This is a genomic window from Achromobacter piechaudii NBRC 102461 (assembly GCF_001571245.1).
GTDB classification, from domain to species: Bacteria; Pseudomonadota; Gammaproteobacteria; order Burkholderiales; family Burkholderiaceae_B; genus Achromobacter; species Achromobacter piechaudii.
The window spans coordinates 1,438,946-1,462,218 of the sequence record NZ_BCTK01000001.1 but is presented as its reverse complement, the minus strand read 5'-3'; the positions used below and the strand labels follow the sequence as shown (position 1 = coordinate 1,462,218).

At 64.9% G+C, this 23,273-nt stretch carries 17 protein-coding genes; 4 read left to right on the top strand and 13 right to left on the bottom strand.

Annotated features, from left to right (window positions below):
• Positions 1-480 precede the first annotated feature (480 nt).
• Entirely contained in the window at positions 481-5,739 is a 5,259-nt protein-coding gene (locus API01S_RS06485; RefSeq protein ID WP_217481373.1) for a hypothetical protein, read from the bottom strand.
• Between the two features lie 377 nt (positions 5,740-6,116).
• Here API01S_RS06485 and API01S_RS06480 point away from each other — a divergent pair, with 377 nt between their 5' ends.
• Positions 6,117-6,755, top strand: a complete 639-nt coding sequence (locus tag API01S_RS06480; protein WP_061303732.1) for an aspartate/glutamate racemase family protein — start codon at positions 6,117-6,119, stop codon at positions 6,753-6,755.
• A 172-nt stretch (positions 6,756-6,927) separates the two neighbouring features.
• On the opposite strand, the gene API01S_RS28740 is transcribed toward API01S_RS06480, so the two are convergent.
• From API01S_RS28740 to API01S_RS06440, 9 genes are all read right to left on the bottom strand, one after another.
• Positions 6,928-7,365, bottom strand: coding sequence for a GNAT family N-acetyltransferase (locus API01S_RS28740; RefSeq protein WP_084802368.1), 438 nt, complete (start codon positions 7,363-7,365; stop codon positions 6,928-6,930).
• 204 nt (positions 7,366-7,569) lie between these two features.
• Positions 7,570-8,493 carry a hypothetical protein gene (locus API01S_RS06475; RefSeq protein WP_050728880.1) on the bottom strand — a complete coding sequence of 308 codons (924 nt, stop codon included), beginning with the start codon at positions 8,491-8,493 and terminating at the stop codon, positions 7,570-7,572.
• A 38-nt stretch (positions 8,494-8,531) separates the two neighbouring features.
• Entirely contained in the window at positions 8,532-9,323 is a 792-nt protein-coding gene (locus API01S_RS06470; RefSeq protein WP_061303729.1) for a bestrophin-like domain, read from the bottom strand.
• Entirely contained in the window at positions 9,320-10,897 is a 1,578-nt protein-coding gene (locus API01S_RS06465) for a GGDEF domain-containing protein (RefSeq protein ID WP_254598480.1), read from the bottom strand. Before API01S_RS06465 ends, API01S_RS06470 begins: the two co-directional genes overlap by 4 nt.
• Positions 10,898-11,321: 424 nt before the next feature.
• Positions 11,322-11,816 carry a hypothetical protein gene (locus API01S_RS06460; protein WP_061303726.1) on the bottom strand — a complete coding sequence of 165 codons (495 nt, stop codon included), beginning with the start codon at positions 11,814-11,816 and terminating at the stop codon, positions 11,322-11,324.
• A 41-nt stretch (positions 11,817-11,857) separates the two neighbouring features.
• Positions 11,858-13,045 (bottom strand): hypothetical protein, encoded by a 1,188-nt coding sequence (locus API01S_RS06455; protein WP_084802367.1) that lies wholly within the window; start codon positions 13,043-13,045, stop codon positions 11,858-11,860.
• A gap of 159 nt (positions 13,046-13,204) precedes the next feature.
• Positions 13,205-14,092, bottom strand: a complete 888-nt coding sequence (locus API01S_RS06450) for a hypothetical protein (RefSeq protein ID WP_084802366.1) — start codon at positions 14,090-14,092, stop codon at positions 13,205-13,207.
• A 243-nt stretch (positions 14,093-14,335) separates the two neighbouring features.
• Positions 14,336-15,682: an MFS transporter gene (locus tag API01S_RS06445; RefSeq protein ID WP_006219335.1), complete on the bottom strand. Its 1,347-nt coding sequence runs from the start codon at positions 15,680-15,682 to the stop codon at positions 14,336-14,338.
• 105 nt (positions 15,683-15,787) lie between these two features.
• Positions 15,788-16,678: a LysR family transcriptional regulator gene (locus API01S_RS06440; RefSeq protein ID WP_050728876.1), complete on the bottom strand. Its 891-nt coding sequence runs from the start codon at positions 16,676-16,678 to the stop codon at positions 15,788-15,790.
• A 102-nt stretch (positions 16,679-16,780) separates the two neighbouring features.
• On the opposite strand from API01S_RS06440, the gene API01S_RS06435 reads away from it, so the two are divergent.
• On the top strand, positions 16,781-18,112 hold the full coding sequence (locus API01S_RS06435) for an arylsulfatase (protein ID WP_061303724.1): 1,332 nt from the start codon (positions 16,781-16,783) through the stop codon (positions 18,110-18,112).
• A gap of 39 nt (positions 18,113-18,151) precedes the next feature.
• Positions 18,152-19,126 (top strand): Bug family tripartite tricarboxylate transporter substrate binding protein, encoded by a 975-nt coding sequence (locus tag API01S_RS06430; protein WP_061303722.1) that lies wholly within the window; start codon positions 18,152-18,154, stop codon positions 19,124-19,126.
• Between the two features lie 116 nt (positions 19,127-19,242).
• Here API01S_RS06430 and API01S_RS06425 read toward each other — a convergent pair whose 3' ends face one another.
• Positions 19,243-19,812 (bottom strand): hypothetical protein, encoded by a 570-nt coding sequence (locus API01S_RS06425; protein ID WP_039883201.1) that lies wholly within the window; start codon positions 19,810-19,812, stop codon positions 19,243-19,245.
• Between the two features lie 385 nt (positions 19,813-20,197).
• Between API01S_RS06425 and API01S_RS06420 the strand changes: the two genes are divergently transcribed.
• Positions 20,198-21,031, top strand: a complete 834-nt coding sequence (locus tag API01S_RS06420) for a DUF4189 domain-containing protein (protein ID WP_061303720.1) — start codon at positions 20,198-20,200, stop codon at positions 21,029-21,031.
• 4 nt (positions 21,032-21,035) lie between these two features.
• Here API01S_RS06420 and API01S_RS06415 read toward each other — a convergent pair whose 3' ends face one another.
• Together API01S_RS06415 and API01S_RS06410 are read right to left on the bottom strand one after the other, a co-directional pair.
• Positions 21,036-22,037 carry a Bug family tripartite tricarboxylate transporter substrate binding protein gene (locus tag API01S_RS06415; protein WP_061303717.1) on the bottom strand — a complete coding sequence of 334 codons (1,002 nt, stop codon included), beginning with the start codon at positions 22,035-22,037 and terminating at the stop codon, positions 21,036-21,038.
• 104 nt (positions 22,038-22,141) lie between these two features.
• Entirely contained in the window at positions 22,142-23,215 is a 1,074-nt protein-coding gene (locus API01S_RS06410) for a hydroxyacid dehydrogenase (RefSeq protein ID WP_061303715.1), read from the bottom strand.
• Positions 23,216-23,273 lie beyond the last annotated feature (58 nt).

The window sequence follows — 23,273 nt, the reverse complement described above, 5'->3', positions numbered from 1 at the left end:
GGCTCCGTCGGCTGCTCCAGTTCAAGTGCCAGATGTGCTTTGGGCTGACACCTCGCGATGCAACTGAAAAAGCAACCTTCACGCGGTAGACGAGGTCACGGGATGCGGTTCTTGATCCCATTCGGTGCCGGCAAGCTCGCGCGACAGCACCATGCCCAATTTGTGCCATTGCTGTCCCCACTGCGCCATTCAGACGATCGCTTCGCTCGGAAAAGCGCCGTCGGAAAAGCGGCATGCTCGCGCGACTGCAGTCGCGCAGGAACAGCTTTAGTAGCTTCGTCGAACACGTAACTTTACGGACTCCAAGTAGGGGCCGGCGGCGAACTCAATGTGGATACCACGCGTCCGGGCAGGCCTGCGCTTGGTCGGCGGCGTCCGAAGCATCGGTGCCCTTCGCAGGCCGGCGAGATCGGACCCTAGCGCTCTCAGCTTTCCCCGGCCCGGCATTTCTCGACACCGTTTGTGAGAAAGCTTCGCCACCTAGCTTTGCACATCATCCCGCCGTACCGAAATCTTCTCGTCAAGGATCCGCGCCAGTGGCGTGCCCGTTTGGATCAGCGTATCCACGATGGACGTCAGTTCCGCGCTATCCAGAACCTCCCGAGGTACCGGAGCGCTTAGGATGGCCTTCTCGACCCAGTCGCACACCCGACGCGCAATGCCGTAGCCGTTCCAGAATTCCGTGCTGGCGCCCTGTGCCCCCCACCAGGCGATGACCACTTGCGCCACGAACGTTAGTCGATGCACTTGCGGCTGCACCTCAAGCAGGCCAAGTATGGCGAGGGCGACGAAGGTGGACGGCGCGGCTTCCACGGCCATTCGCGTGAGCATCGGCAGCAGGACGTCCGCTCGGTCGGCTCCAGGGGGCATGACATAGCAGCGCGGTCCCTTCCCGATCCCGTATTCGCCCATGAACAGCGCGGCAAGTGCGCCCGTGAGATGCACTTCCGCACTAGTGGAGCGTTTAGAGGTGAGTCGCTTCCACGCCCAGAATTCCCTAATGCGCAACGCCAGTGCCTGCCTTGCCATTAACACTGTGGAATCCAGCACGATCTCATCGTTCAGCCAACGTCTGTCGAGCTCATGCAAGACTGCGGTGGTAGCGTCGAGGAAGCGATCTTGCGGCAACTGGGCGACGCGCTGGAGGAGTTCGCTCACGAGGGAACCGTCAAGCGTGGCAGCCGCAGCGGTCGCTGCGGCGAAATACGCGTCGTTCCATCCATGCGCTCGCTCGCCAGGCTCTTCATCCTTTTGGCATCCGACACCGTTCGCTCTTGCCGTCCAAGCCCAGCAGTGATTCACTAGGCCGCGCAACCGCTCGGGCGCCTCCCGATACCAAAGGTCTTTCGCGAGCGACACCCAATGTGCCGCCGCGCTCGAGTCTAGTGCGTACTCGCGTGGCGGGTGTGGTTTTGCTCGCCGTTGTCGCGGCACGCCTAACGAGATCCCGGCGCGTACTTTCGGGGACAGCGGCTCCGGAAGATTCGGCCAGACAGTCTCATCCCCCTTGCCTGTCAGCCATCGCAGTTCCGCCAAGACCGCAGCTTGCAGCCGGTCACGTTCTGCATCCTGTCGGGCATGTTCCTGCGTCTCGCGAAGGGCACGATAGTCCTCGACGCTCTCCCAATCCACTTCATCATGGTTTGGCAAGGCGTAGATCGTCGAGTTCAGGCCCAAGCGCATCAGCGACCGTAGCAATGCCGGCGCCAAGGATCGCTGCGCCGCCACCTCGGCGCTTAGTACCGCACACATGCCCGTATCGTGCTCGGCAGCCACGTGAAGCAGGCGCTCCAGAGTCGTCGGCTGAGGATCGGCACGGTAGGCTGCCAACAGCCCGACAGCCGCGATCGCTCGCCGGTTGTACTGCAACTGCTGGACCATCCCTCGGGCGTCCGTTTGACCTTGCGTCGCCTCCGCCAGCAGCGCCTGTGCCCACTCGCCGTGCCGAGTTCTCAATGCCGACGTACCATCACGCAAAACCAGGGCGGCGACGATGCGCCGCGTCTGAGCGTTCCATTTCTGATCATCGTCATCCCCAGCGACTGTATCAACCTGTTGGCGCATGGCCCATTCCACGCCCTCCCCGAGGAGTTCGGAGGAACAGGGTGGCTCAGTGAACGCGCGCATCATTCTTCCGCGCAGCGCCAGGTCGGCGTTGCCACGGTCGGCTCTCTCCTGCAAACCGGCGCGTAGCTGCGCTTCTTGCGCGGGGAGGTGATAGGTGATTCTCGTGCCGTTCTCACCTTCGGTGCGGGAATAGTTGGCGGGGTCCAGTAGATTCAGCGCACTCATGGCGGCGAATGCGGGGTCAGTCGGGTCGCTCCCGCTCTCCGGCGGACCAAGCCGTTCCGCCGCTTCACGCAGGCGCTGGCGCATGCTTTCTCGTGTCTCCGCAGGGCCGTTGACGCCAAAATCCGTCAGCATGTTGTCAAGCGCCATTTGGCGCGAGCGCCTGGCGCGCAGATCCTGCAACCTCACCGGGCCCGCCGGTTCCGGTCGTACCCACGCGTTAAGCCCCATGTCGCCCATGAGGTCGTGCGCGTACCGCTCTCTATCAAGCGCCAGCAACTCGGCCGATGCGGCGAACGGCGCCAGGCAGTCACGCGTCGTGGGCCAGTGCGACAGCATCACGTCGACCGCGACGAGAAGATTTGCTGCCGGGGAGCCTTCCGGTCCGAGTATGTCGTCAATGACGGCTTGTGGATCCTCTCCAGCTTCGATTCGCCGGTGCGCCCAAGCCTCCAGCGCCATCAGAGCCGACGCCACAATTTGGCTATCGTGCCCGCGGGACCACGCGTAAGACCGCTGCCATGGAGACGAACGTGGACCGGCGGCCAGCACGACGTCAATGCGATTGTCGGCAGGCGGACCACCGCGGGTCCGGTACTGGATGGCGTGCGCGACGAGAGCGTGGATCAGGCGGAGTCCTTCCTCCGGGCTCGTCTCCAGCAGGCCGAAAAACGGCGCTCGTGCTGGCGAGGCAGGGAAAAAATCCGCGCTCCAGCGAGAAAACGGCTCTCTCGAAAGATCGCGGTCGCGATCGTCGTCCCCTTCGGGCAAGGCTGCCAGAAAGAGGTCCGCCACGGGGCGGGGCGCCGCCTGGGGTGCGGTCCCCAGGAACGAAATCAGTTGGCGAAATATGACGTGGCGATGTGGATGGGCCTGCCATCCCTGCAGATAGGCGGTCGCGTCGTCCGGACGCAGCTTGCACCACAGCAGGAAGGCCGTTCGCAGGTCCTCCTCCTGAGCAGCAGTCAAGGACAAACCGGGCGCATCCATGGCGGCCATGCGTGCCCTGCTATTTGTGACGGCCGGATGATTCCTCGACTCGACGTCGGTGAGCCACGCATACAGTCGCCCAACTAAGTATGGAGACAGCGGATCCCGGCCAAAGGTCACGCTGCACCACCGGTTGTAGAGATCGACCAACGGCGGCACCGCACTGTGGGGAATCCTGTCCCCGAGCTTGAGCGACCACAAAAGCAGATTGAGCCAGGACGGTCCCCGTGGCGCGACGAAATCGGCCGGTAGCTTAGTCACGTCCACGCCAGTCGCCGCCCACAATCGAGCGGCTGGCAGCGAGTCCTCCGTGATCACGGCACGAATGAGATCCCCGAACAACGCCGCGTTGTCGGCCGAAAGCGCTGGTAGACAGCCCTCCAGCGCGTCGTGTGCGCGCTCCGAGCGCGCAAGTGCCAGCAGGACGGCACGCTTCCACGAGCCGTGGGCTTGGGGCTTACTAACCCGGTCGAGCAGCGCTTTCCACCCCGTCATGCCATTCGCAGTCTCCGCGTGCAGCCGTGCCGCGAGTTCTACGCCGCGCACCAGTCGCATCGGCGCCGCTCTCGCAATATCCAGTGCATTGGCGCGCTCCGGCTCCTCGTACAGCAGGCAGCCGGTCGCCCAGTCGCGCAAGACGTCGTGTGCAGGTTCTATTAGGACCGCGTTGACTGCCCGGAGGGAGTCTGTTCCGATCAAGCCCGTCACAGCCTGGGCAGACGCCGCGCTGGCGTCCATCGGGTCGGACGAGGCGATGGAATGGATGGCCAAGGCGCGCAACAGGCGTCTGCGCTCGAGGCGTTCTGCGCCGCGACTCGCCGAGTCGCCCGTCTCCCACCATTGCCAGGCCATCTGCGCCTCGCTGAAAGGCGTCGCAGCATCCGCTTGCACGGTGCGCGCGAGACGGTTGAGGCGGTATAAGTTCCTCACGATGGCCTTGGCGGGATGCCCGGGTGCCAGTAACCCGGCGAGGGCCGGGTCCGCCTGCCGCAAGTCCAACACCTCGTCGTCGGTCAATTCGGGAATCAGGTACGGCGGCGCCACGCCGAGTCTCTGAAGGGCCGCAGGCGGCAGCCAGGCGGCGGCATCCGCGTCGAAGTCGGGGCGCGCCGTGGCGACCACGCGGAATCCTCGAGCCTCTGCGGCCGCGCTGATCAGGTCCACGACAGTCTGCTGTTCGTCGGGCCTGTCGAAGCGGTCGAGCCCGTCGATAAATAGCGTCCCACCACCGTCGCCAGCGAGGTCGGTGAGCAGCTCCCGGGCGGTAGCGTCGCAGCCAAGTTGGGCCCTTAACGCCGCCCACCCGCCTCCGGGAATACGATTGGGAGCCATCACGATGACGCGCGATTCGGCTTGGACGCGCTCGACCATCTGCACCAGGACGCCGGACTTACCAACTCCGCCCGCGCCTTGGATGACGAGGTAGCGGCCATGTTCAAGCGCGGACAGGGCCGCATCCACGTGTCCCGTGCGGTCGATCGTCGTTTTGCCAACTCGCGTACTCATCGTCGCAAGCGCATTACGCGCATTTTCGGCGAGTTGCTCGCGCGCGCCGTGCAAACGGCGATCCCCAGCGAACCGGTAGTTCCGCTCGCTGGTCAAGCGATCTACCAACGTTGCACGGTCCAGATCGCCACCCTTGGCGTCCGTTTCCAACGCTATCAGCTGCAACGTGTCCCATAGTTCTGACGCGCGGCTAGCCTCCTGCGGGGCCAACAGCATCGCACAACGCTCGCGGGCCAACTGTCCACAGGCCGATTCCGTTTGCTCGCAGTCAAAAGCCAGGACCTGAAACCGGGACAAGAGCAGCCACACTTCGGCGTCCTGGTGCTGGGCGCCCGTCTTCGCCATATGTCCGCGCAATGCCAAGACGAAATCGCGCATTCCTTGGTGTGCGACCTTTGGTTGATTCAGGCGGGCAAAGAACGTCACCGGGTCCTGATACTCCCGGGCCCAGCGGAGCGTTTCCTGAACATAGTGCTCAATGGCTGTCGAGGTGCGTGCAATCGCCACGGCCACCTCGTAGCGCGTCGCCTGGAAGTCAGGCTTGCGCATGGCTCGACAGGCCAGCTCGACGACGTCCGCAAAAACCGTATCGCTCGCCGTGAAGGCGACGGTGCGTTTAGCTTGCACCTCTAGCGTCGCCGGCTCTCCGCGCCGGTCGTGGCCGGTGACAATCACGTCATCCATCGAGTAGCCCAGACTCGCTCGCTGGAAAGCGACTCCCGTGACCACGACGCCAGGCAGGCCGCGTGCCTCGCCGGCTGACAAAAGCGGCAACAGGTACTGGGCGCCAACGTGCCCCTCCAGCAAAGCGCCGGCTGGACCAGCGGCGGCGGGACTGACCTGGGGCGGCGCGCCATCGAAACGACGCGGCGACGGCGCTTGCTCGGGATTTGATAAGGTCTCAGACATTTCGCGATGCAAGGATGAACCAGCCGCCATCTTAATGGTTGTCAAATGTGCCGGAGCCTTCAGCTACGACGGTGACTTCCGGCTTGCTTGCGCTCGTGCAGCTTGTCCGCCAGGAACGCTACTGCGAACGGCCGCATTAGGGCAAATTGTGGCCGTTGCATCTACGATTTCCGAATGACTCAGAAGGATCGATTCTCGCCATTCATCTCGAACTGAGCGGGACTGTTTAGGTTCTCACCCAAAGCTTGCTCCTGACATTTGGGGCGGTCTTTCCTGACCATTTCCTCATCTTGCCCGCCGCACAAGCGCTATGCGATCTGCGTTGGGGAGAACTGTCGATACCAGTATTGCCACTGGCCTTGTTGCGATACGGCGCCTATAGAACAATCCGCGTCTACCCTCGCCTTGAAAGGATTGGTCGCATGAAAATCGCGTTTTTGCACACGATGGAAGGTAATGAAGCGGTCTTTGGACTCGCGGCGCTGAAAGCAGGTTGGTCATCAGATGAGATTCGTCATGTGACTCGCGAGGATCTCCGGCTGGCCATGGGGCAGCAGTTGGCGCCAGGCAGTGCGCACGGGCTGGTTCACGAAGCGTTGCGGGGCTTGGTTATCGACGCTGATGCGGTAGTCGTGACATGCGCCACGCTTGGCCCCGCAGTCGACACCATGGGAGCAGTCTCCGTTCCCATCATCCGGGCAGACACGGCCCTGGCTAAAGCGGCGTCAAGCGGCGGAGGAAGGCTTGCCGTTCTCTGTGCGGTCGAAGCAAGCATTGCACCGAACCGGGCGCTCTTCGAGCACTATGCGGCCGCCACCGGCGCTAGTGTGACGGTTCAATTGATTCCTGGCGCCTGGGCGCTCTACCAGGAAGGAAAACAAGCGGCATGCATGGCGGCATGTGCGCAGGCCGCAGATGAAGCGTATGCCCAAGGCTTTGATGCCGTGGCCTACGCTCATCCATGGATGGCGGGATCTGCGGAGTTAGTGGGAAACAAGCGCCGACTGATCCACGGGGTACAGGCAGCGCTGGACGCGGTCCACGCCACGCGGGAGGTGTAGAGAGGTCCCGCCGATATTGCCATGCTCATTAAGTAATCGGATCGGCGACGGCCCAGCATGTCTAGCCGCTTCCGGCCAGAAGCGGACCTTTTGCAGTGGCTGCCAATCTTTGACAACTTGCAGGTTTCCAGATGTGGGGAGCCGCCACCCACCGCCCGTGCCATGCTTTCAATCAGGGCACCAGAACCTTCTTCATTGATGGTGCAGGATGTAGGCGATAGTTCTCTCGCTCGTAGAACGGCACGGCATCCGGCCGCGCGTCAAGAAATATTGAATTCATTCCACGAGCACGCGCATCGATTTCGGCATATTCCATTAAGGCTCGGCCGGCGCCGCTTCCGCGCACATTCGCGTCAACCACGAGGTCATCGATATGCAGGTGTGGCCCACGCGCCAACGTATGGACGGGTCTCATGCCTAACACCCCGATGATCTTTCCGTCTCGGAAGGCTGCAACAAGTTCGTAGCCGGAATACGATTGCCGGCGAGTTCGCGCCAGAAATTCCGCCTCGTCCAGAGATCGGAGTTGAGAGATAACGGCGTACGCGTGCCCCCATTCAGCTGGGGATAGCCGCCTAATTTCCGATCTATTGGGGAGTTGTTCGGTCATGGTTCCCGAGATCCAAGTGCGAAAGATTGAGATTCTGCATGACTTATGTACGGAGTGTTCGACGAATCTTACATTCGCAACGCCTGTTTTTATAAAAGCGATAGGTCGCTTCGGTTCGGAAACGGTCGCCCCCTCCGGCCACTTTCCGCCCACGCTACTGCCAACTTCAGTGAACCAAATCCCAAGCCGAATGAAATTCGACAGCTAAAAGCTGACCGCCAGCCCCACCGAAAACCCCGACACGTTCGTGCCGAACACATACCGGCCCACCAGCCGCGTGCGGGTGATGATGACGTCATACGCGCTGGAGTCCAGCTCCAGCCCCGCGCCTACCGACGTCAGCCGGTCAAAGCCCAGCACGCCGCGTTGGTCGCCCAGGAATTCCGAATGCGTGAACTCCAGCACATAACGCAGCGGGCGTTGCAGCAGGATCGCTCCTGTGGGCGCCCGGTAGCGCGCCCACAGGTTGGCCGACTGCGCAATGGCGCTGCCCTGCACGGCGGCGGAGCTGTCGAAGCTCTTCAAGCGGATGTCCGAATAGCGCAGCTCCACGTCCACCTCGTAGCCCGGTCGGTAGTGTTCGTAGTCCAGCATCAGCGAGCCGCCCAGGCCGTAGGCGTTCAGCGATCCCCGGTCCAGAAAGTCGATGTCTCGCCCTGTCTTCTGGCCGACGTACCAGCTTGCCGCGCGCAGGTCGCTGGTGACGTTGCCCAGCGCAATGTTGAAGATGGGCCGCAGCTTCAATTCATCGGTCAGCTTGAAGTCCCAGCCGATGCCGCCGGTGGCCGACACGCTGTTCCACTTGGTCGGGATGGCGCGCGATTCCGCGCCCTGAGTGGCGACGAAGGTGGGATCGTAGCGGCTGCCGGCCAGCACGCCTTCCAGGTAGATCGGCACCGAATCGGAAATGGTGTCGCCGCCGCCCAGCTGCGTCATGAAGAAATCGGACGAGCCCGTGGTGCCGCCGCCGCTGCCGATCGACAGCGAGCTGGTGGTGATGTCCGGCACGATGGAAAAGGACATCAGGGCCAGCACGCCGTTGGCGCGTTTTTGCAGATTGTCCTTGGACAGGCGCAAGCCTTGGGCAGCGGCCTGCGGGGCGGCGGCGCACGCGAGCGCGGCGGCCATGCAAGCCGACACGTTTGCCGCCCACCGGCGGGCGCGTGTCACGGAAGCGCTCCGGAGGCCGCGCCGCCCATGGCTTGGCGCTGGGCCATCAGCAGGGTGTCGCTCTGGTCGATGCGGATCGCGCCGATCCGCGGAAATTCGAAGTCGATGATGATGTACAGCGCCGCCGTCATCACCAGCGCGTAGATGATCTGGTGAAACAGCGTGTCGCGCTGCGCGGTGGCCAGATTCAGGCCGATCAGGCAGGCGCAGACCAGCGCCAGGAAGCACAGGAACACATAGGTCATCACGGGCGGGTGGACCTTTTGCGCCACGGTCTGCGCGGTGGAGACGTCAAACATATCGTTGACCGCGCCGACGTAGGACGTCGCAAAGGGCGGCGGCGTGTTCCGGGCGGCAAGCATCGATCCCTTCCAGATGTCGTTCTGCAGCGCGGAGGCTTTGGCGGCGATGGCGTCGCGCTGGTCCAGGTCGGCCACATGACGGTAGTAGTTGATCCGCTCGTCCACGTAGCGCCGGAACTGGTCGCGCAGAGCCGGTTGATCGGACGCGTTGAGCATATCGATGCGCAGCCAGGCGGTGCCGATGGAATTGACCTCTTGCACGAGCAGGTTGCGGCGGTCGGCCATGCGCTGGGCCGCGCCCGAAAAAGTGAAGGCGATCAGCAAACCCAACAGCGCGAACACCGATGCTTCAATCGCCGCCGAGCCCGCGCGGCTTTTCTCGTCCATGTTGTGGCGATGGCCCAGATAGCGTCCGATGCGGATCGCGCCCAGCAGAAGCAGGAAGAACGCAGCTGCACACAATGCGAGGATCAATGAATAGCTCACGATGTCACCTTGCCTAGGGGGTTGGTCGATGGGACGTGCCCGGTGTTCCATCGGGTCACGCGGTTGCGTCCGCCTTGCTTGGATGCGTACAGGGCCTGGTCGGCGCACTTGACGACGGCTTGAGGCGAGGGCGCATCGCCCGGCCACAACGCCAGTCCGACCGACACGGTCACCTGGCCCACGCCTTGCGGCATCGGGGTCTGCGCCACGCTCGCGCGGATACGTTCGGCGGCGGCCAGGGCAACGGGCTCGGTCGCGCCGGGAACGATCACGACGAACTCCTCGCCGCCTACCCGAAAGGGCCGATCCTGTTGACGCACGCTGGCGCGCAACGTACGCGCCAGCGCGATCAGCACCTGATCTCCCACCGGATGCCCGTGCGTGTCATTGATCTGCTTGAAATGGTCCACGTCCAGCGCGATGACCGCGAAGGCGCTGCGGGCGGCTATCAGCTCGTCCAGCCGCAACCGCATGGCGCGGCGGTTCATCAGCCCGGTCATCGGGTCGGTCATGGATTCCGCGTTCAGCCGGTCGACTTCGTGGTGGTGCTGTGCGAGCCTGGCGGCCAGGGCCTGGCGCAGCGCGTCGGCCTCGGCGTACCAGGCGCGGGGTTCGTCCGGTGTTGCCTTGTCGGGGTCCGCCTCGACGGGGCTGGCCAGCGCGCGCGTCAAGCGCGTGAGCGGGCGCGCGATGGCGTAGGCCAGGGCGCTGACGACGATCAAGGTCAACAGGACGGCCGGGATGGCCAGCCGTAGCGATTCGCGCAGCAGCGCCTTCAACGGAGACAGCGCGTGGTCCAGCGGCCGCTGAACCACCACTGCCCATTTGCCCTTGCCCAGCGGCGCGTAGCCGGTGAGCATGACGTGGCCCGAGGCGTCCGCGACCTGGGCCGAACCCGGCGCGGTCATGGCGGGCGCGCCGCTGGGGGTGTCGCCGGGCAGGACGACGGCGCTTGTGTCGGCATCGTGGCTATACAGCGCCTGGCCGTCGCGGTTGACGAGATACACGCGGGTGCCGTCGGCATAGGGATGCTCGCCCACCAAGCGGTCGATCTGGCTGCCGCGTTCAAGGATCACCACGGCAGCCAGCGCGCCGCCATCGGCAAGCGGGTTCACCAATGTCAACGTGGCGGGCTCTGCGTTCGATTGGCAACAGGGCCGGACCCAGTCGCCCATCCGATACTCGGTCACGCGCAGCTCGGCCAGGTTGCGGATGGCGGCGAGCGCGTTCGGGCTCTGCGCGCTGCGGGCGGTAACGTCTCCTTGCGCGTCGGTCAGCAGCACGGCGGACGCGCCCTCGATTCTTGCGGCAAGGCGGGCCAGCGCGGCCGCGCTTTCTTCCTGTGGGGGACGCTGGCCGGAAAACGCGGCGGCGCTGGCATCCAACTGCCGGTGGGCCGCCGCCATGTAAAGCGTGATGACCTCGGAGAGCTTCTGCGCATAAGCGCGGTTCGATTCCAGCGTATTGCGCACCGCCTGCGCCTTCTGCACCTGATAGCCCGCGTACAGGGCGTTGGCGAAGCCGACCGCCACGCTGAGTACCGCCAGCGCGATCAGCACAGCCAACAAGCTCACTTTCCTATGTGTCGCCATGTCGATCGGCAGTCAGGGCCGGGGGCTGCAACGCCGCGTGGGAATGGCGCGTCAGGGTTGTGGAAGAGGGCGGGATGTGCGTGGAGCGCGCAGGGCTTTTCCGCGCATGGCCATGCGGCCAGGGGCTTGATCAGTGGAAACGGTTGATGGCGCGCGCGCAGCCGGGATGGCTGCGAAATGGGTGGGCGCGTGCAGCGCCAGGTCTGCTTTCAGTTGCTGCTTCACGTGCCCTCCGCGATTTCGGGGTCTGCCGAAATCCTGTCCTACGGCCAGGGGTTACCACGAATTGCCAGTCGCACTGAGCTTGGAACCGGCCCGCCAGATCAAAAATGAAACGGTGGGCGGCGCGAAATGATGAATTCCGCGAAAGTCAGAATACAGAAGTCTTTTTGGTTTTTCCAGACTTTCAGCTGGGCGTTGTTGTCTTTTTTGCGCCCATGCGCAGGAACGGAATCGAACACAAGGCGGCCGCTGCCAGGCCGGGCAGTGCGCCGATCTGTAGCGCTTCGGTCCATGAACGGATGCGATCCACGCCGACGATCGGCAACATGAACACATATCCGTAAAGCGCGCCCGCGCCACACACGGCGGCAGGCACGGACCAATCGAAGGGGACCCGCTTGAGTGCGCCCGCGGTCATGCCGCACATGAGCGCGGGGATGCCTCCGATCAGATAGGCGACCTGCAGACCGGTGATATTTTGCAGGCTATCGGGAATCGTCAACGTCAGGGGCACTACGGCCAGGCCAAGCGCGGGTCCGATGGCCCCGTATAGCAACCCCCCGGCCAGCACGCGCAGCGCAAGCTTGCGAATGGTATCGCCCTGACGCGGGCGCAGGCAGGCGTGAACGATGACGGCGAGCGTCACCACGATGGGAAAACCGAACAGGAACAGATTCATGGCGCGATTGTTGCACGCGCCGTATGGATGCGGTCAGTACTTCAGGCCGCGATGGCCCATGCGGCGTCGGGACCCGCGCACTCGGGCAGGACAATGTCGGAATGCCCGGGCCGCACCCAGCGCACTCGCTCGCGGGTTGCATCAATGCAGCCGCCCTCGGCGTACACGCCTTGCGGATCGCGGATGCGCGCCATGCGCGCCAGCACGGCGGCAGTGGCGGCGGGGTCCGCCAGTGTCTGCTGCACGCGCTCTTGCACCACCCCTTCGTCCATCCGGCATTTGCCGTCGGCGTCCACATGCAGGCCATGACGCCAGTGGAAAATCTCCACGCACTTGGCGGTCAGCGTATAGGGCTTGCCGCGTTCCCAGAAGTTGTTGAACAGGCCATTGCCCAGATAGAACACCCATGAGCCTTCATAGCCTTCCACATCGGAAGAGGCGGCGTCCGGGTTGCGGAACCACAGGCGGTCGCCGGGCACGTAGAAGCGTTGCGGCAGCGGCGCGTCCATCGAACCGTATTCATGCAGGAACGCCTCGTGAAAGCGTCCCGACATCACGGCCCGCGTTTCCCATTGGCGTTGCAGGCGTTGCGCCAGCTCGGGGTTGGCCTGTTGCAGTTCCTGCGCGATGCCCAGCACGGTCACGTATTCGGTTGCGCGGTAGCACGAGAATGCGTACAGCTGGCCCGAGGCCTGCGGCTGCGTCGCGCGGCGCAGCCCTTCGATCAGAGAACGCCCCGGCAGGATGGTGAAGCCGCGCGCTTCGTCGTAGGTCCAGTAGTCCTCAGGTCGTTCGGCGTGTTCGGTATCGAATGCCAGCGCTGTGCGGCGGGCGGCCTGGACGATGTAGCGACGGATCCGCACGGCCGATTGAAGTTCGGCGACGTCCGGAAAGGTGAACGCGACGGGGCTTGCCAGCATGGCCAAGAGGATCTCGCGGTCCAGGTCGGCGTCGTCGGTGTCGGTGCGCAAGGCCAGCTTGTGGGCCAGCTGCGTGGTGTCGTGATCGGGAGCGAACGCCCGCGCGAACGCGGTGTGCAACCAGGCCTGCGCGCCGGGCGAGGCGCCCGTCAGGGCGGAACAGTTCGCCGCCCTGCGCAAGCCCGACTGCGTCAGGAAATGCGTCAGCGCTTGCAGCGCCGCGCTTGCCTGGCGGGAATCGGGGGAATCAATGCGTATCCCGCCCCGATGCGGGGAAACCGAAGCCTGCTGTAAAAACCGCATGAACATCCAATCCGGAAAGCGGAATAAATTCCATGCGGAAATTGTAGGCAGATGGGCTTAATAGCACCTGTACGAAAGCTGTATTGCAGCTGTAATACAGCGGTGTTACAGGGGGTAGGTATTGGTCATACGGCCGGCATCTGGGGAGCCCGCCGTGTGGCAGCCTTACCTTTCCACGTAGGTCCGCTTGGCGGCGTCGAACGTGAAGGTGGTGGCGTCGGCCGCGCTCAACTGGCGAGTCTTGTTCGGGCCGGAGATCGTCGTGCCGCTGGGTTTGACCGCCACCGTCGGCATGTCCTGCTTGCCGTCGGAGGTGAAGACCAGCTCGCCCTTGCTGGACGTGCAGGGCATGACCTCGCCGTCGGCGCAGGCCGCGCTATTGTCTTCGCCCGTCAGCAGGCTGCCGACGTAGGTCCAGACGTTGCCATCGACTTCTTCCTTGAGCCGCGCCGGGTTGAAGACCAGCAGCGCGTAGCCGGTGCTGGTGATGCCGTTGTCAAAGCTGGTGGTGGGCACGGCCAGCAGCAGCTTGCCGGCGGGCGTGCGGTATTCGAGCGGCTTGCGCTTGGGGTCGACGTCCTCGCCCCGTTCATACGCGCCGAATTCGCCGATGGTGTGTTCCATGCCGCGAAATTTCCACGGGCGTTCGGCGGCCGGGTCGGTCAGCACGAAGGTGACCTCGGTGATATTCACTTTTGTGCCGGGGCCGACGTCGTCCTCGCCCGGCTTGCCATAGCGGTCGGCCGTGTCCCAGGCGAAGCCGGTGTAGTAATGCGTGCCTTCCGACTCGAACGCGTGCCCGAACCAATAGGTGGCGACGCTGCCGTTCGTGACTTCGTATGTCGTCTCGCCTTTGCCGTCCACCTGGTAGATGTAGTACATCACCGTGGGCGCATCGGGCGGCGTCACGGCGGCGGCGGCCTGCCGGGATATCGGAGCGGACGCATCCGTCGAGGCGACAGAGGGCGAGGCGGACAGGGCCACGCAGGCGGCGGCAAACAGGCTTGCCAGCGTACTGCGAACGGGCAGGCTGACCTTCGAATCGGGAGTCATGAGGATCGCGCTTTCCTATTGTTTTCTTTGGAATGCAAAGGCGGACGGGCTTGCGACGGGCCGGGGCGTGGCTTTACCGGGATCGGAATCGCCCACGGGGGCAGCCGGCCACGGCGCGCGCTGGCGAGTATAAGGGCGCGGGTTGGGGGCGGGGCTTCACGATATTTCAGGTATTACCGAGGGGTTACATGTCGGTCCGAGCCGGACGCGCTCGCGCCGATTTCGGCGTCACCCGGTCGGTCCTCAGTCCGCGCCGGCCCGCGCGGCGCTGGCGTCGGGCTCGGTGGTCAGCACCGGTTCCGCGGCGTCCGTGCCCGGGACCACATTGGTCAGGTCCTCGGTCATCTCGTGGTCCAGCGCGCCTTGCACCAGGTCTTCGGTGACGCGCATCTCGACCCCGGCCGGCGACATCTGCGCGGCGGCGGCAAACGGCGCCACGGGGGCGGGGGCCGGGCGCTCGCCACGACGCCACAGGAAAAATGCCAGCAAGCTCAGGTTCAAGGCGGTAAAGCACCAGAACAGGCCCGCCGCGCCATACCTTGCCATCACCTGCGAAATGGCCAGCGGACTGAGCGCCGATCCCAGCGAATTGATCAGCAGCAGGCCCTGGATCATCCGCACCAGCGCGTCGGCCGGCGCACGGTCGGCCGCGTGGCTGACGGCCACCGGATAGATGGCGAACACGCCGCCGCCCAGAAGGAACAGCAGCACGATAAGCAGCGGCGATCCGGCCGGAAGCAGCAGGATCAACAGGCTCAGGACGGTGCAGAACACCGCCAGCGCGATCAGCACCACCTGGCGGTCGCGCAGGTCGGACCAGCGGCCCACGGGGTACTGCAACACCATCGCGCCCAGGATGACCGCGCCCATCATCTTGCCGACCTCGGCCACGTCCAGCCCGATGCGTTGCAGGTACAGCGGCAGCAGCGTGTACACCGCCGCGATCGCCACGCCCGAGCCGAAGCAGCCCATCACGCCCGTGGGCGTCATGCGAATCAGATGCTGCGGCATCAGCGGCTCAACGCGTTCGACCAGCGGCGAGATGCGCGGAATGATGACCATCGGCATCACCGACAACGACGCCAGCAGGCCCGCGATCATGAAGGGCGCCATGTCTCCCAACTGCGTGATGGCCCCCAGCTGAACCTGCCCCAGCATGCCCGAGCCATACAGCGCAATCATGTAGAGCGCCAGCAGGCGCCCGCGCATTTTCGGATCGCCAGCCAGCAGCAGCCAGCTTTCCACCACCAGGAAGACGCCCACGCAGGCCCAGCCGTTGATCAGGCGCAGCACGAACCAGGCCGTGGGCCCGTAGATCAGGCCCTGCAACAGCACGGTCACGGCGATCAGGGACGCAAAACTGCTGTAGGCGCGGATGTGGCCGATGCGCACGATCAGGCGGTCGTTGAAGATCGCGCCCAACGTCAGGCCAATGAAGTACGACGACGAAATCAGGCCGATGACGGTGGCGGATTCGCCGGCGGCGTCCAGGCGCAGCGTGGTCAGGGAAGAGATGAATGCGTTGCCGATACAGACAACGAACAAACCGAGTAGCGGCCCTAGGACCAGGGCCAACAACTGCCGAAACATGAAACTCTCGAAGCGGGGAAGGGGGGCGTAGCGGCAGCGTGCGGGCCGCAAGGCGGGAGGGATGGGGCGGGGCGATTGTAGCGATATCGCCGCCCGCGTGCAGCGTCAGGGGCCGGCCAGCACGGCCTGCCGGAATTCGTCCATCAGGGGCGACCACGTGGTGCCGCGCCGCGAGATCAACGCGATGCTGCGGCGCAGCGGCGCGCCCAGCGCCACGGGCAGCGTCACCACGTCGGCGCTGCCCGCCAGCGCGCTTTGCGGCAGCACGGCCAACATGTCGGCGTCAGCCAATAGCTTGAGCGAGCCGTCAGAAAAGTGTTCGACTTCCAGGGCCGCCGCAGGCAGCGCGAGGCCCGCTTCCGCGAAGCGCGCGTCCAGCAGTTGCCGCGCGACCGAGGTGGGGCGCGGCAGGATCCAGCGCAGTCCGGCCAGTTCGCGCAGCGCCACGCGCGCTTTGCCGGCCAGCGGGTGGCGACGCCCGGCCGCCACGCACAAGGGGTCCTCGAACATGATCTCGTGGCGCAAGGTGGGCGGGCCGTCGGCATAGATGGGCGTTACCGCCAGGTCGAGCTTGCCGCCTTCCACCTGCGCGTTCAGATCGTCCGACAGCCCTTGGGTCAGCTGCACCCGCAAGGCCGGGCGGCGCGGCAGGAGGCGCTGGAGCACGGGCATGACGACGCTGTCCATCGTGGCGCCCGTCGCGCCGATGCGCAGCAAGCCTGCCTCGCCCACGCGCAGCTCCATGGCGTGGCGCACCGCGTCGCGGTATTCGGCCCAGAGCCGCTTGGCGTGTTGCAAGAACACCGTGCCTTCGGAACTGAGCGCCAGCCCCCGGCCGTGCCGCTGCATCAGGACAAGGCCGGTATCGGCTTCCAGCCGCCGCAGCGATTTGGACAGGGCGGGCTGGCTGACGCCGCAGGCCGCCGCCGCGCGTTCCAGATGCCCGTGTTCGACCGCAGCCAGGAAATATTCGATGTCGCGCAGGGAAAGATTCATGAACAGCAGGAATTCCAGAACATACTTTCTGGAATATTACGCGCCGCGCCCGACCCTAGAATCCGGACATACCCCAGACCGAATCCATAGAGAGCCGCGCGCATGCCGAACCGCCCGAATATCGTTTTGATCGTTGCCGACAACCTGGGTTGGGGCGAGCTGGGCTGTTATGGCGGCGGCGCGTTGCGCGGCGCGCCCACGCCCAACATCGACCGCCTGGCCACCCAGGGCCTGTTGCTGCATAACTTCAACGTTGAAAGCGACTGCGTGCCGACCCGTTCGGCGCTCATGAGCGGCCGGCACCCGATACGCACGGGCTGCCTGCAATCGGTGCCGCCGGGATTGCCGCAAGGGCTGACGCGCGACGAGATCACGCTGGCGCAACAACTGTCCAGCCAGGGCTACGCCACCGCACACTACGGCAAATGGCACCTGGGCGACATCCCCGGCCGCTACCCGTCGGATCGCGGCTTCGATCACTGGTACGGCATACCGCGCACCACCGACGAAAGCCAGTTCACCTCGTCGATCGGCTTTGACCCCAGCGTGGCCGAATTGCCCTACATCATGGAAGGCCGCGCCGGGCGGCCGTCCAGCAATGTAAAGCTGTACGACCTGGACAGCCGCCGAGGCATCGACGCCGATCTGGTGCAGCACGCCCAGACCTTCATGCGCGAGCATGCGCGGGAAGGCCGGCCGTTCTTCCTGTACCTGCCGCTGGTGCACCTGCACTTTCCCACGCTGCCGCATCCTGACTTCGCGGGGCGCACGGGCGCGGGCGACTTCGCCGATTCCATGGTGGAAATGGACCATCGCGTCGGCCAGATCATGGCCGAAGTGGACGAGCTGGGCCTGTCCGAGAACACCGTCTTCATTTTTTGCAGCGACAACGGCCCGGAATATCGCCGGCCCTATCGCGGCACCGCCGGCCCCTGGAGCGGCACGTATCACACCGCGATGGAAGGCAGCCTGCGCGTGCCGTTCATCATCCGCTGGCCGGGCAAGGTCCAAGCCGGCAAGGTGTCCAACGAAATCGTGCACGTGACCGACCTGTACACGACGCTGTCGCGGATCGGCGGCGCCACCGTGCCCGACGACCGGCCGATCGACGGCATCGACCAGACCGACTTCTTTACGGGCGCGCGTTCGGATTCGGCGCGCCAGGGTTTCCTGTTCTACATCAAGAACGAATTGCGCGCGGTGAAATGGCGCGACTGGAAGCTGCATTTCTACTGGGAGCCCGAAGTCAACGAAGGCAAGGGCAAGCTGGAATCGCCGTACCTCTTCAACCTGAAGCAGGACCCGAAGGAAGAAAGCGATATCTTGATTTTCAACACCTGGGTGCTCGGACCGATGCTCAAGATGGTGCAAGCCTTCAACGCGTCGTGCGCCGAACATCCCAACACCACCCCCGGTCGCGCCGACGGGGATTGAACGGCCCGCGATAGACGGCGCCAAGCACAAGGGGAAGTCATGAAGTCCGTTATTCGTAGCGCCATTGCATGGGCCGGCCTGGGCTGCGCCCTGACGCTGCCCATGGCCGCGTCGGCCGAGGCCACACTGTCCTGGCCCGGCAAACAGATCAATTGGATCGTGGGGTTCGTGCCAGGAGGCACCGCCGACGTGCTGACGCGCGTGGCGGCGCAAGACCTGGCGCGGCGCACGGGGCTGAACGTGGTGGTCGAGAACAAGCCCGGCGCATCGGGCGCGATTGCGCTACAGATGGTGGCGCGCAGCAAGGCCGGTGACGGCTATCTGATCACCGTGCCCGGTCCGCTGATCTACCCTAGTCCGCAGCCGGCCATCGGCAAAGAACTTGCGCCCGTCATGTTGATGGCGCAAGGGCCGATGGTGGTCGTGGGCCCCGCGCAGCGCGCCTTGCCCCGGCTGGCCGATGTGCTGGCGGATGCGCGCAAGCATCCCGAGAACTGGAGCTACGGCAGTTCCGGCAATGGCACGTCGCAACACCTGGCGGGCGAATTGCTCAACCAGTACGCCGGCACGCACATCGTGCACGTGCCGTATAAGGGCGGCGGCCAGGCGGTGTCGGATGTAGCGGGTGGGCAGATTCCGCTGGCCATCCTGGGGTCTTCGCCCGTGCTGCCGCAGATCAAGGCCGGCGCGCTCAAGGCCTACGCCGTGACCACGAAGGTGCGGCTCGATGCCTTGCCCGATGTGCCCACCGTGGCCGAATCCGGTTTTCCGGGTTATGAGGCCAGCCAGTGGTTTTCCGTCGCTGCCTCGCCCGGCATCGACGCGGCTGTGCTGGAGCAACTGAACGCAGCGCTGCGGCAAACCGTGAAGTCACCCGCGTTTGAAACGGCGGTGGCCAACGCGGGCATGATCGCTGGGGGCGGTTCGCGCGCGGACTTGCAGCAGTTTATCGCCGACGACACCGCCAAATGGCAAAAGCTGCTGGATAGTGGGGCGATCAAGCTGGCCGAGTAATGGCCGTGTTCTTGCCGCGCCCGCGCGCGTTGCCGACGTTGCGCGGGCCTGCTTGGCAGCGGTCTTGGCGTGAACCCGCTCGTGCGGGCTCACGTGCCTGACGGCGGCCGCGCGGCTTACTTCACCACATAGTTGTTGGCGTCGGCTTCTCCCGCCCACTTGCGCAAGGCGGCAATGAATTCGGGGCAGACGTTGCCGTCGACGCTGGTGCTGGTGATGATGCTGTCCTGCATCCGCATCAGCACGGTGCATTCATACACGCGCGTGCGATTCTGGTAATGGCCCGTGCTGTTGGTCTGAAAGACCGGCGTCGCGGCGCTCGTATTGGTGGCGGGGATCATGCCGACGACCTGCTGGCTCGTGCCCGTGGTGACCCATTCCGTATACGGCGCCGCCTGGTAATCGGACCATTCCAGTTCCATCGTGTTGCCCACCGCGCGCTTTTTCGAGGGCTCGCCCAGCGCGGCGATGGCGTCGTTGATGGACCGGCCTTCCATGTTCTTGGCCACGTTCACGCTAGGCGAAAACGACAAGCCCGACTTGAACACATTGCCCAGCGAGGGCAGCGCCGAGCTGCCGCCCGTAGGCATCGGCGCACAACCTGATAAGCCCAACGCGGCGGCAATCAGGGTGGCCGGCAACAGGAGCGGTTTGCGGCGGGACGAACAAGGCAGGGGCGACGTCATGGTGGGCGGTCGATGTTCCGTGGCAAAAAGATCCTGCCGGCATCAACAGCCGGCGGGCAGGTCGGGATCAGGCAGCTCGATTGTTTCTCTTCGTGACAGGCGATGGCTTCGAACGCATCCTTTGTTAATGCGATAACAGCCTGCCGACCGAGGAAACAAGCACATAAGCGCTTGATAAAAGTCCGACATTTTTACCGGAAAACGGGGCCAGCAATCTTCTCTCGGTATGTGAAATTTGTTACGCAATATGCCTGGCATGCCCCAAATCAGGGGGACGGAGCGGCGGTCCTGTTTGCTAAGATCGGTCCGCTTGACTCTCGCGCTTCACTGCCGCGCTTCACTTCCCCGCTGCACTTTCGCATTCATTCCTCCAAGACCCACGACGATGATGCCTGCCCGCTTTCACCCCCTGATCCGCGCCGCCTTCGCCGCTATCGCTCTGGTGGCCGGTTTGGCCGCAAATCCCGCGTATGCCGACAAGCAGTTTGGTGGCGTTGCCACCGACGGCAATCACGACAAGACATATTGGGCGATGCCGGAACTGTCGCAGAAGGACGCCGAGGCCGCCTCGCTGGCCGAGTGCCGCCGCCAGGGCGGCAAGGAATGCAAGAAGCTCAACTGGTTTTCCGACAGCTGCCTGGCCTATGCGCGCAACTCGCGCCACGACCTGTTTCCGGGCAATAGCGTGTCGCCCGAATTGGCCGCCAAGAAGGCCATGCGCCGCTGCACCGCAGGCAGCCCCGATGGCAAGTGCCGCCTGATGACGCTGCCGTACTGCGTGGGCCCGGGCTACAGCGCCGCCGATCTGCAAGCCGCAAAGCGCGCCAAGCCCGCCGACGTAGAGGCCCTGTCGGCCAAGGTCAACGATCGGCAATACTGGGGTGCGGTCGCTGAAGGCGCCGATGGCGGGCTGGTCTATTCGGATGGTTATCCGAAGGAAGACGACGCGATGTCGACGCTGCTGAAGTGGGAAGAATGCAAGGACTGCCGCAAGGTACTGACCTACAAGGACACCTGCGTCGGCATGGCATGGGTGAAGGGCAGCGAAGGCCGGGGCACGCGCTTCACGGCGCTGAACCCCGACCCCGTCGCCGCGCGCGAAGAGGCGCGCGCCACGTGCACCACGAAGACCGGCGCGCCGGCCTGCGTGGCGATGCTGCGTTGCTCGGGCCGGGCCTACATCGACGGTTATCCGGGCGAAGACGTCAAGCCCAAGTAAGACGTCACTTGTCCAGCCAGGGCGCTTCCTTCCAGAGCGTCTGGAACTCCGCCTCGCCGCTCGCCAATTCCCGTGCGTAGTCGGCGGGCGGCAGGTAGCGCAAGGGCGCGAACATCTCGTTCGCCTTGGCCTGGAACGCCGGATCATCCACCGTGCGTTTGACGGCGTCGGTCAGCTTGGCGCGCACATCGGCGGGCAAGCCCTTCGGCGCGGCCAGGCCGCGCAGGGAGGCCAGTTCAAAGTCGTAGCCCTGTTCCTTGAACGTGGGCATGTCGGGCAACGCAGCCGAGCGCGTCTTGCCCATCTGCCCCAGGAAGCGCAGCGGCGTGCCGCCTTTCTGGTATTGCAGCGCTTCGCCCACATTGATCGCGCCGATCGTGATTTCGCCGCTGGCCAGCGCGCCGCGTACTTCGCCCGCGCCCTTATACGGAATGTGACTCAGCTTCGTGCCCGACGCGCGCTCGAAGCGCAGCATGGCCAGGTGGTCGTCGGACCCGGTTCCCGTCGTGCCCACCGTCACCTTGCCCGGGTTCTTCTTGGCATAGGCGGACAGATCGGCCAACGTCTTCAGTTCGTTGTCATTGCGCACCGTGAAGGCGCCCGGATCGTCGATCAGGTTGCCCAGCAGGTCGTAGCTTTGCCAGGTGAAGCTGGACTTGCGCTCGATGGGAATCGTCAGCAGGTTGGGCGTGTTGATGAAGCCGATGGTGTAGCCATCGGGCTGCGCGCGGGCCAGTTCGGTAAAGCCGATGGCGCCGCCCGCGCCGGGGCGGTTCAGCACCACGATGCGCGCATCGTTGCCCAGGTACTTTTGCAGGAAGGGCGCCATCATGCGCGCCACCAGATCCGTGCCGCCGCCGGGGCCGTACGACACGATCAGGTTGATGGGGTGTTCCGGGTAGCCGGCCGCTTGCGCGCCAGTGGCGTACAGGGTCGCGCAGGACATCAGGGCGATGGACGCCGCCAGCGCGCGCAGGGTGCGGCGCTTCTTGCAGGGGTATTGCATGGTGTCTCCTCTTGGGATGGATCGGCGGCTTGATGCCGCACTGGTTTTCTCAGCGGTACTGAATCAGGGGTACTGAATTTCTGAGCGGTACGGATTCGTCCGCGTTACTGAACGGCCGGGCCGCGCGCGAGCAGTGCGGCGATACGCGCCGACGCCACGGGCCAGACTTCGGGGTTGACCAATTGCGGCGGACGCTCGCCGCGCAGCATCGCCATCAACTGCTGCGCCGAGGACTGCGCAACATTGCGACGGGCTTCGTGCGTGACGCCCGCCGTGTGAAAGGTGGCGACAACGTTGGGCAGCGCCAGCAGCGGGGTGTCGGCCGGGGGCGGCTCCTGCTGCCAGACGTCCAGGCCAGCGCCGCGCAGATGGCCCGCGCGCAACGCGTCGTAAAGCGCCGCCTCGTCGTGGATGCCGCCGCGTGCGGTAGAGACGAAGACCGCCTGCGGCTTCATCGCGGCAAAGGCGCGCGCGTCGATCATGCCGCGCGTGGAGGCGTCCAGCGGGCAATGCAGCGACACCACGTCCGCCTGGCCCAGCAGGTCGGGCAAGGACACGGGTTCCGCACCGCGTGCGCGGATGGTGTCGGCGTCCAGCAGCGGGTCATGCGCAATCACGCGCATGCCGAAGCCTTGCGCAATGCGCGCCACGCGCGAGCCAATCTGGCCGATGCCCACCAGCCCGATTACGGTGCCGTGGATTTCGTGGCCCATCAGGTCCTCGCGCGTAAAACCGGTGTCGTGCCGCAGCCGCTGGTGCGACTCGACCACGCGGCGCTGCACGGCCAGCAGCAGCGCGTAGGTGTGTTCAGCCACCGACGCGGCGTTGCCGCCCGCCTGGTTCACGACCGCGATGCCGGCCGCCGTGCAGGCAGGCACGTCCACCGTGTCATACCCCGCGCCGCCGGATGAGACGCACACCAGATCGGGACACTCTGCAATCAGCTCGGCATTCACGAACCACTGACGCGGCAGTTCGTCCTTGGCGGCCGACACGTGATAGGCGTGGGCAGACCGCAAGCCCGCCAGCGTGCGGGCGTCATCGCCCCGGGCGGGCAGCACCGACAAGGCGATGTCCGGCTGCGCGCCGATCATTTCGTCGAACACGGGGTTCAGCCACAGGTCCAGCCGGCAAAGGCGTTTGGGAAAGTCTTGCGAGGGGGAACCGAAATCCGGCATTGCACCTTGTCTCCGTAGGGGCGTTCATTGTTCGAGGCGACTCTACGCGGGGTGAAAC

Coding starts and splice junctions, on each gene's coding strand:
- API01S_RS06480 (WP_061303732.1), top strand. CDS start 6,117: ATGAAAATCGCGTTTTTGCACACGATGGAAGGTAATGAAGCGGTCTTT.
- API01S_RS28740 (WP_084802368.1), bottom strand. CDS start 7,365: ATGACCGAACAACTCCCCAATAGATCGGAAATTAGGCGGCTATCCCCA.
- API01S_RS06475 (WP_050728880.1), bottom strand. CDS start 8,493: ATGGCCGCCGCGCTCGCGTGCGCCGCCGCCCCGCAGGCCGCTGCCCAA.
- API01S_RS06460 (WP_061303726.1), bottom strand. CDS start 11,816: ATGAATCTGTTCCTGTTCGGTTTTCCCATCGTGGTGACGCTCGCCGTC.
- API01S_RS06455 (WP_084802367.1), bottom strand. CDS start 13,045: ATGTTCATGCGGTTTTTACAGCAGGCTTCGGTTTCCCCGCATCGGGGC.
- API01S_RS06450 (WP_084802366.1), bottom strand. CDS start 14,092: ATGACTCCCGATTCGAAGGTCAGCCTGCCCGTTCGCAGTACGCTGGCA.
- API01S_RS06445 (WP_006219335.1), bottom strand. CDS start 15,682: ATGTTTCGGCAGTTGTTGGCCCTGGTCCTAGGGCCGCTACTCGGTTTG.
- API01S_RS06440 (WP_050728876.1), bottom strand. CDS start 16,678: ATGAATCTTTCCCTGCGCGACATCGAATATTTCCTGGCTGCGGTCGAA.
- API01S_RS06435 (WP_061303724.1), top strand. CDS start 16,781: ATGCCGAACCGCCCGAATATCGTTTTGATCGTTGCCGACAACCTGGGT.
- API01S_RS06430 (WP_061303722.1), top strand. CDS start 18,152: ATGAAGTCCGTTATTCGTAGCGCCATTGCATGGGCCGGCCTGGGCTGC.
- API01S_RS06425 (WP_039883201.1), bottom strand. CDS start 19,812: ATGACGTCGCCCCTGCCTTGTTCGTCCCGCCGCAAACCGCTCCTGTTG.
- API01S_RS06420 (WP_061303720.1), top strand. CDS start 20,198: ATGATGCCTGCCCGCTTTCACCCCCTGATCCGCGCCGCCTTCGCCGCT.
- API01S_RS06415 (WP_061303717.1), bottom strand. CDS start 22,037: ATGCAATACCCCTGCAAGAAGCGCCGCACCCTGCGCGCGCTGGCGGCG.
- API01S_RS06410 (WP_061303715.1), bottom strand. CDS start 23,215: ATGCCGGATTTCGGTTCCCCCTCGCAAGACTTTCCCAAACGCCTTTGC.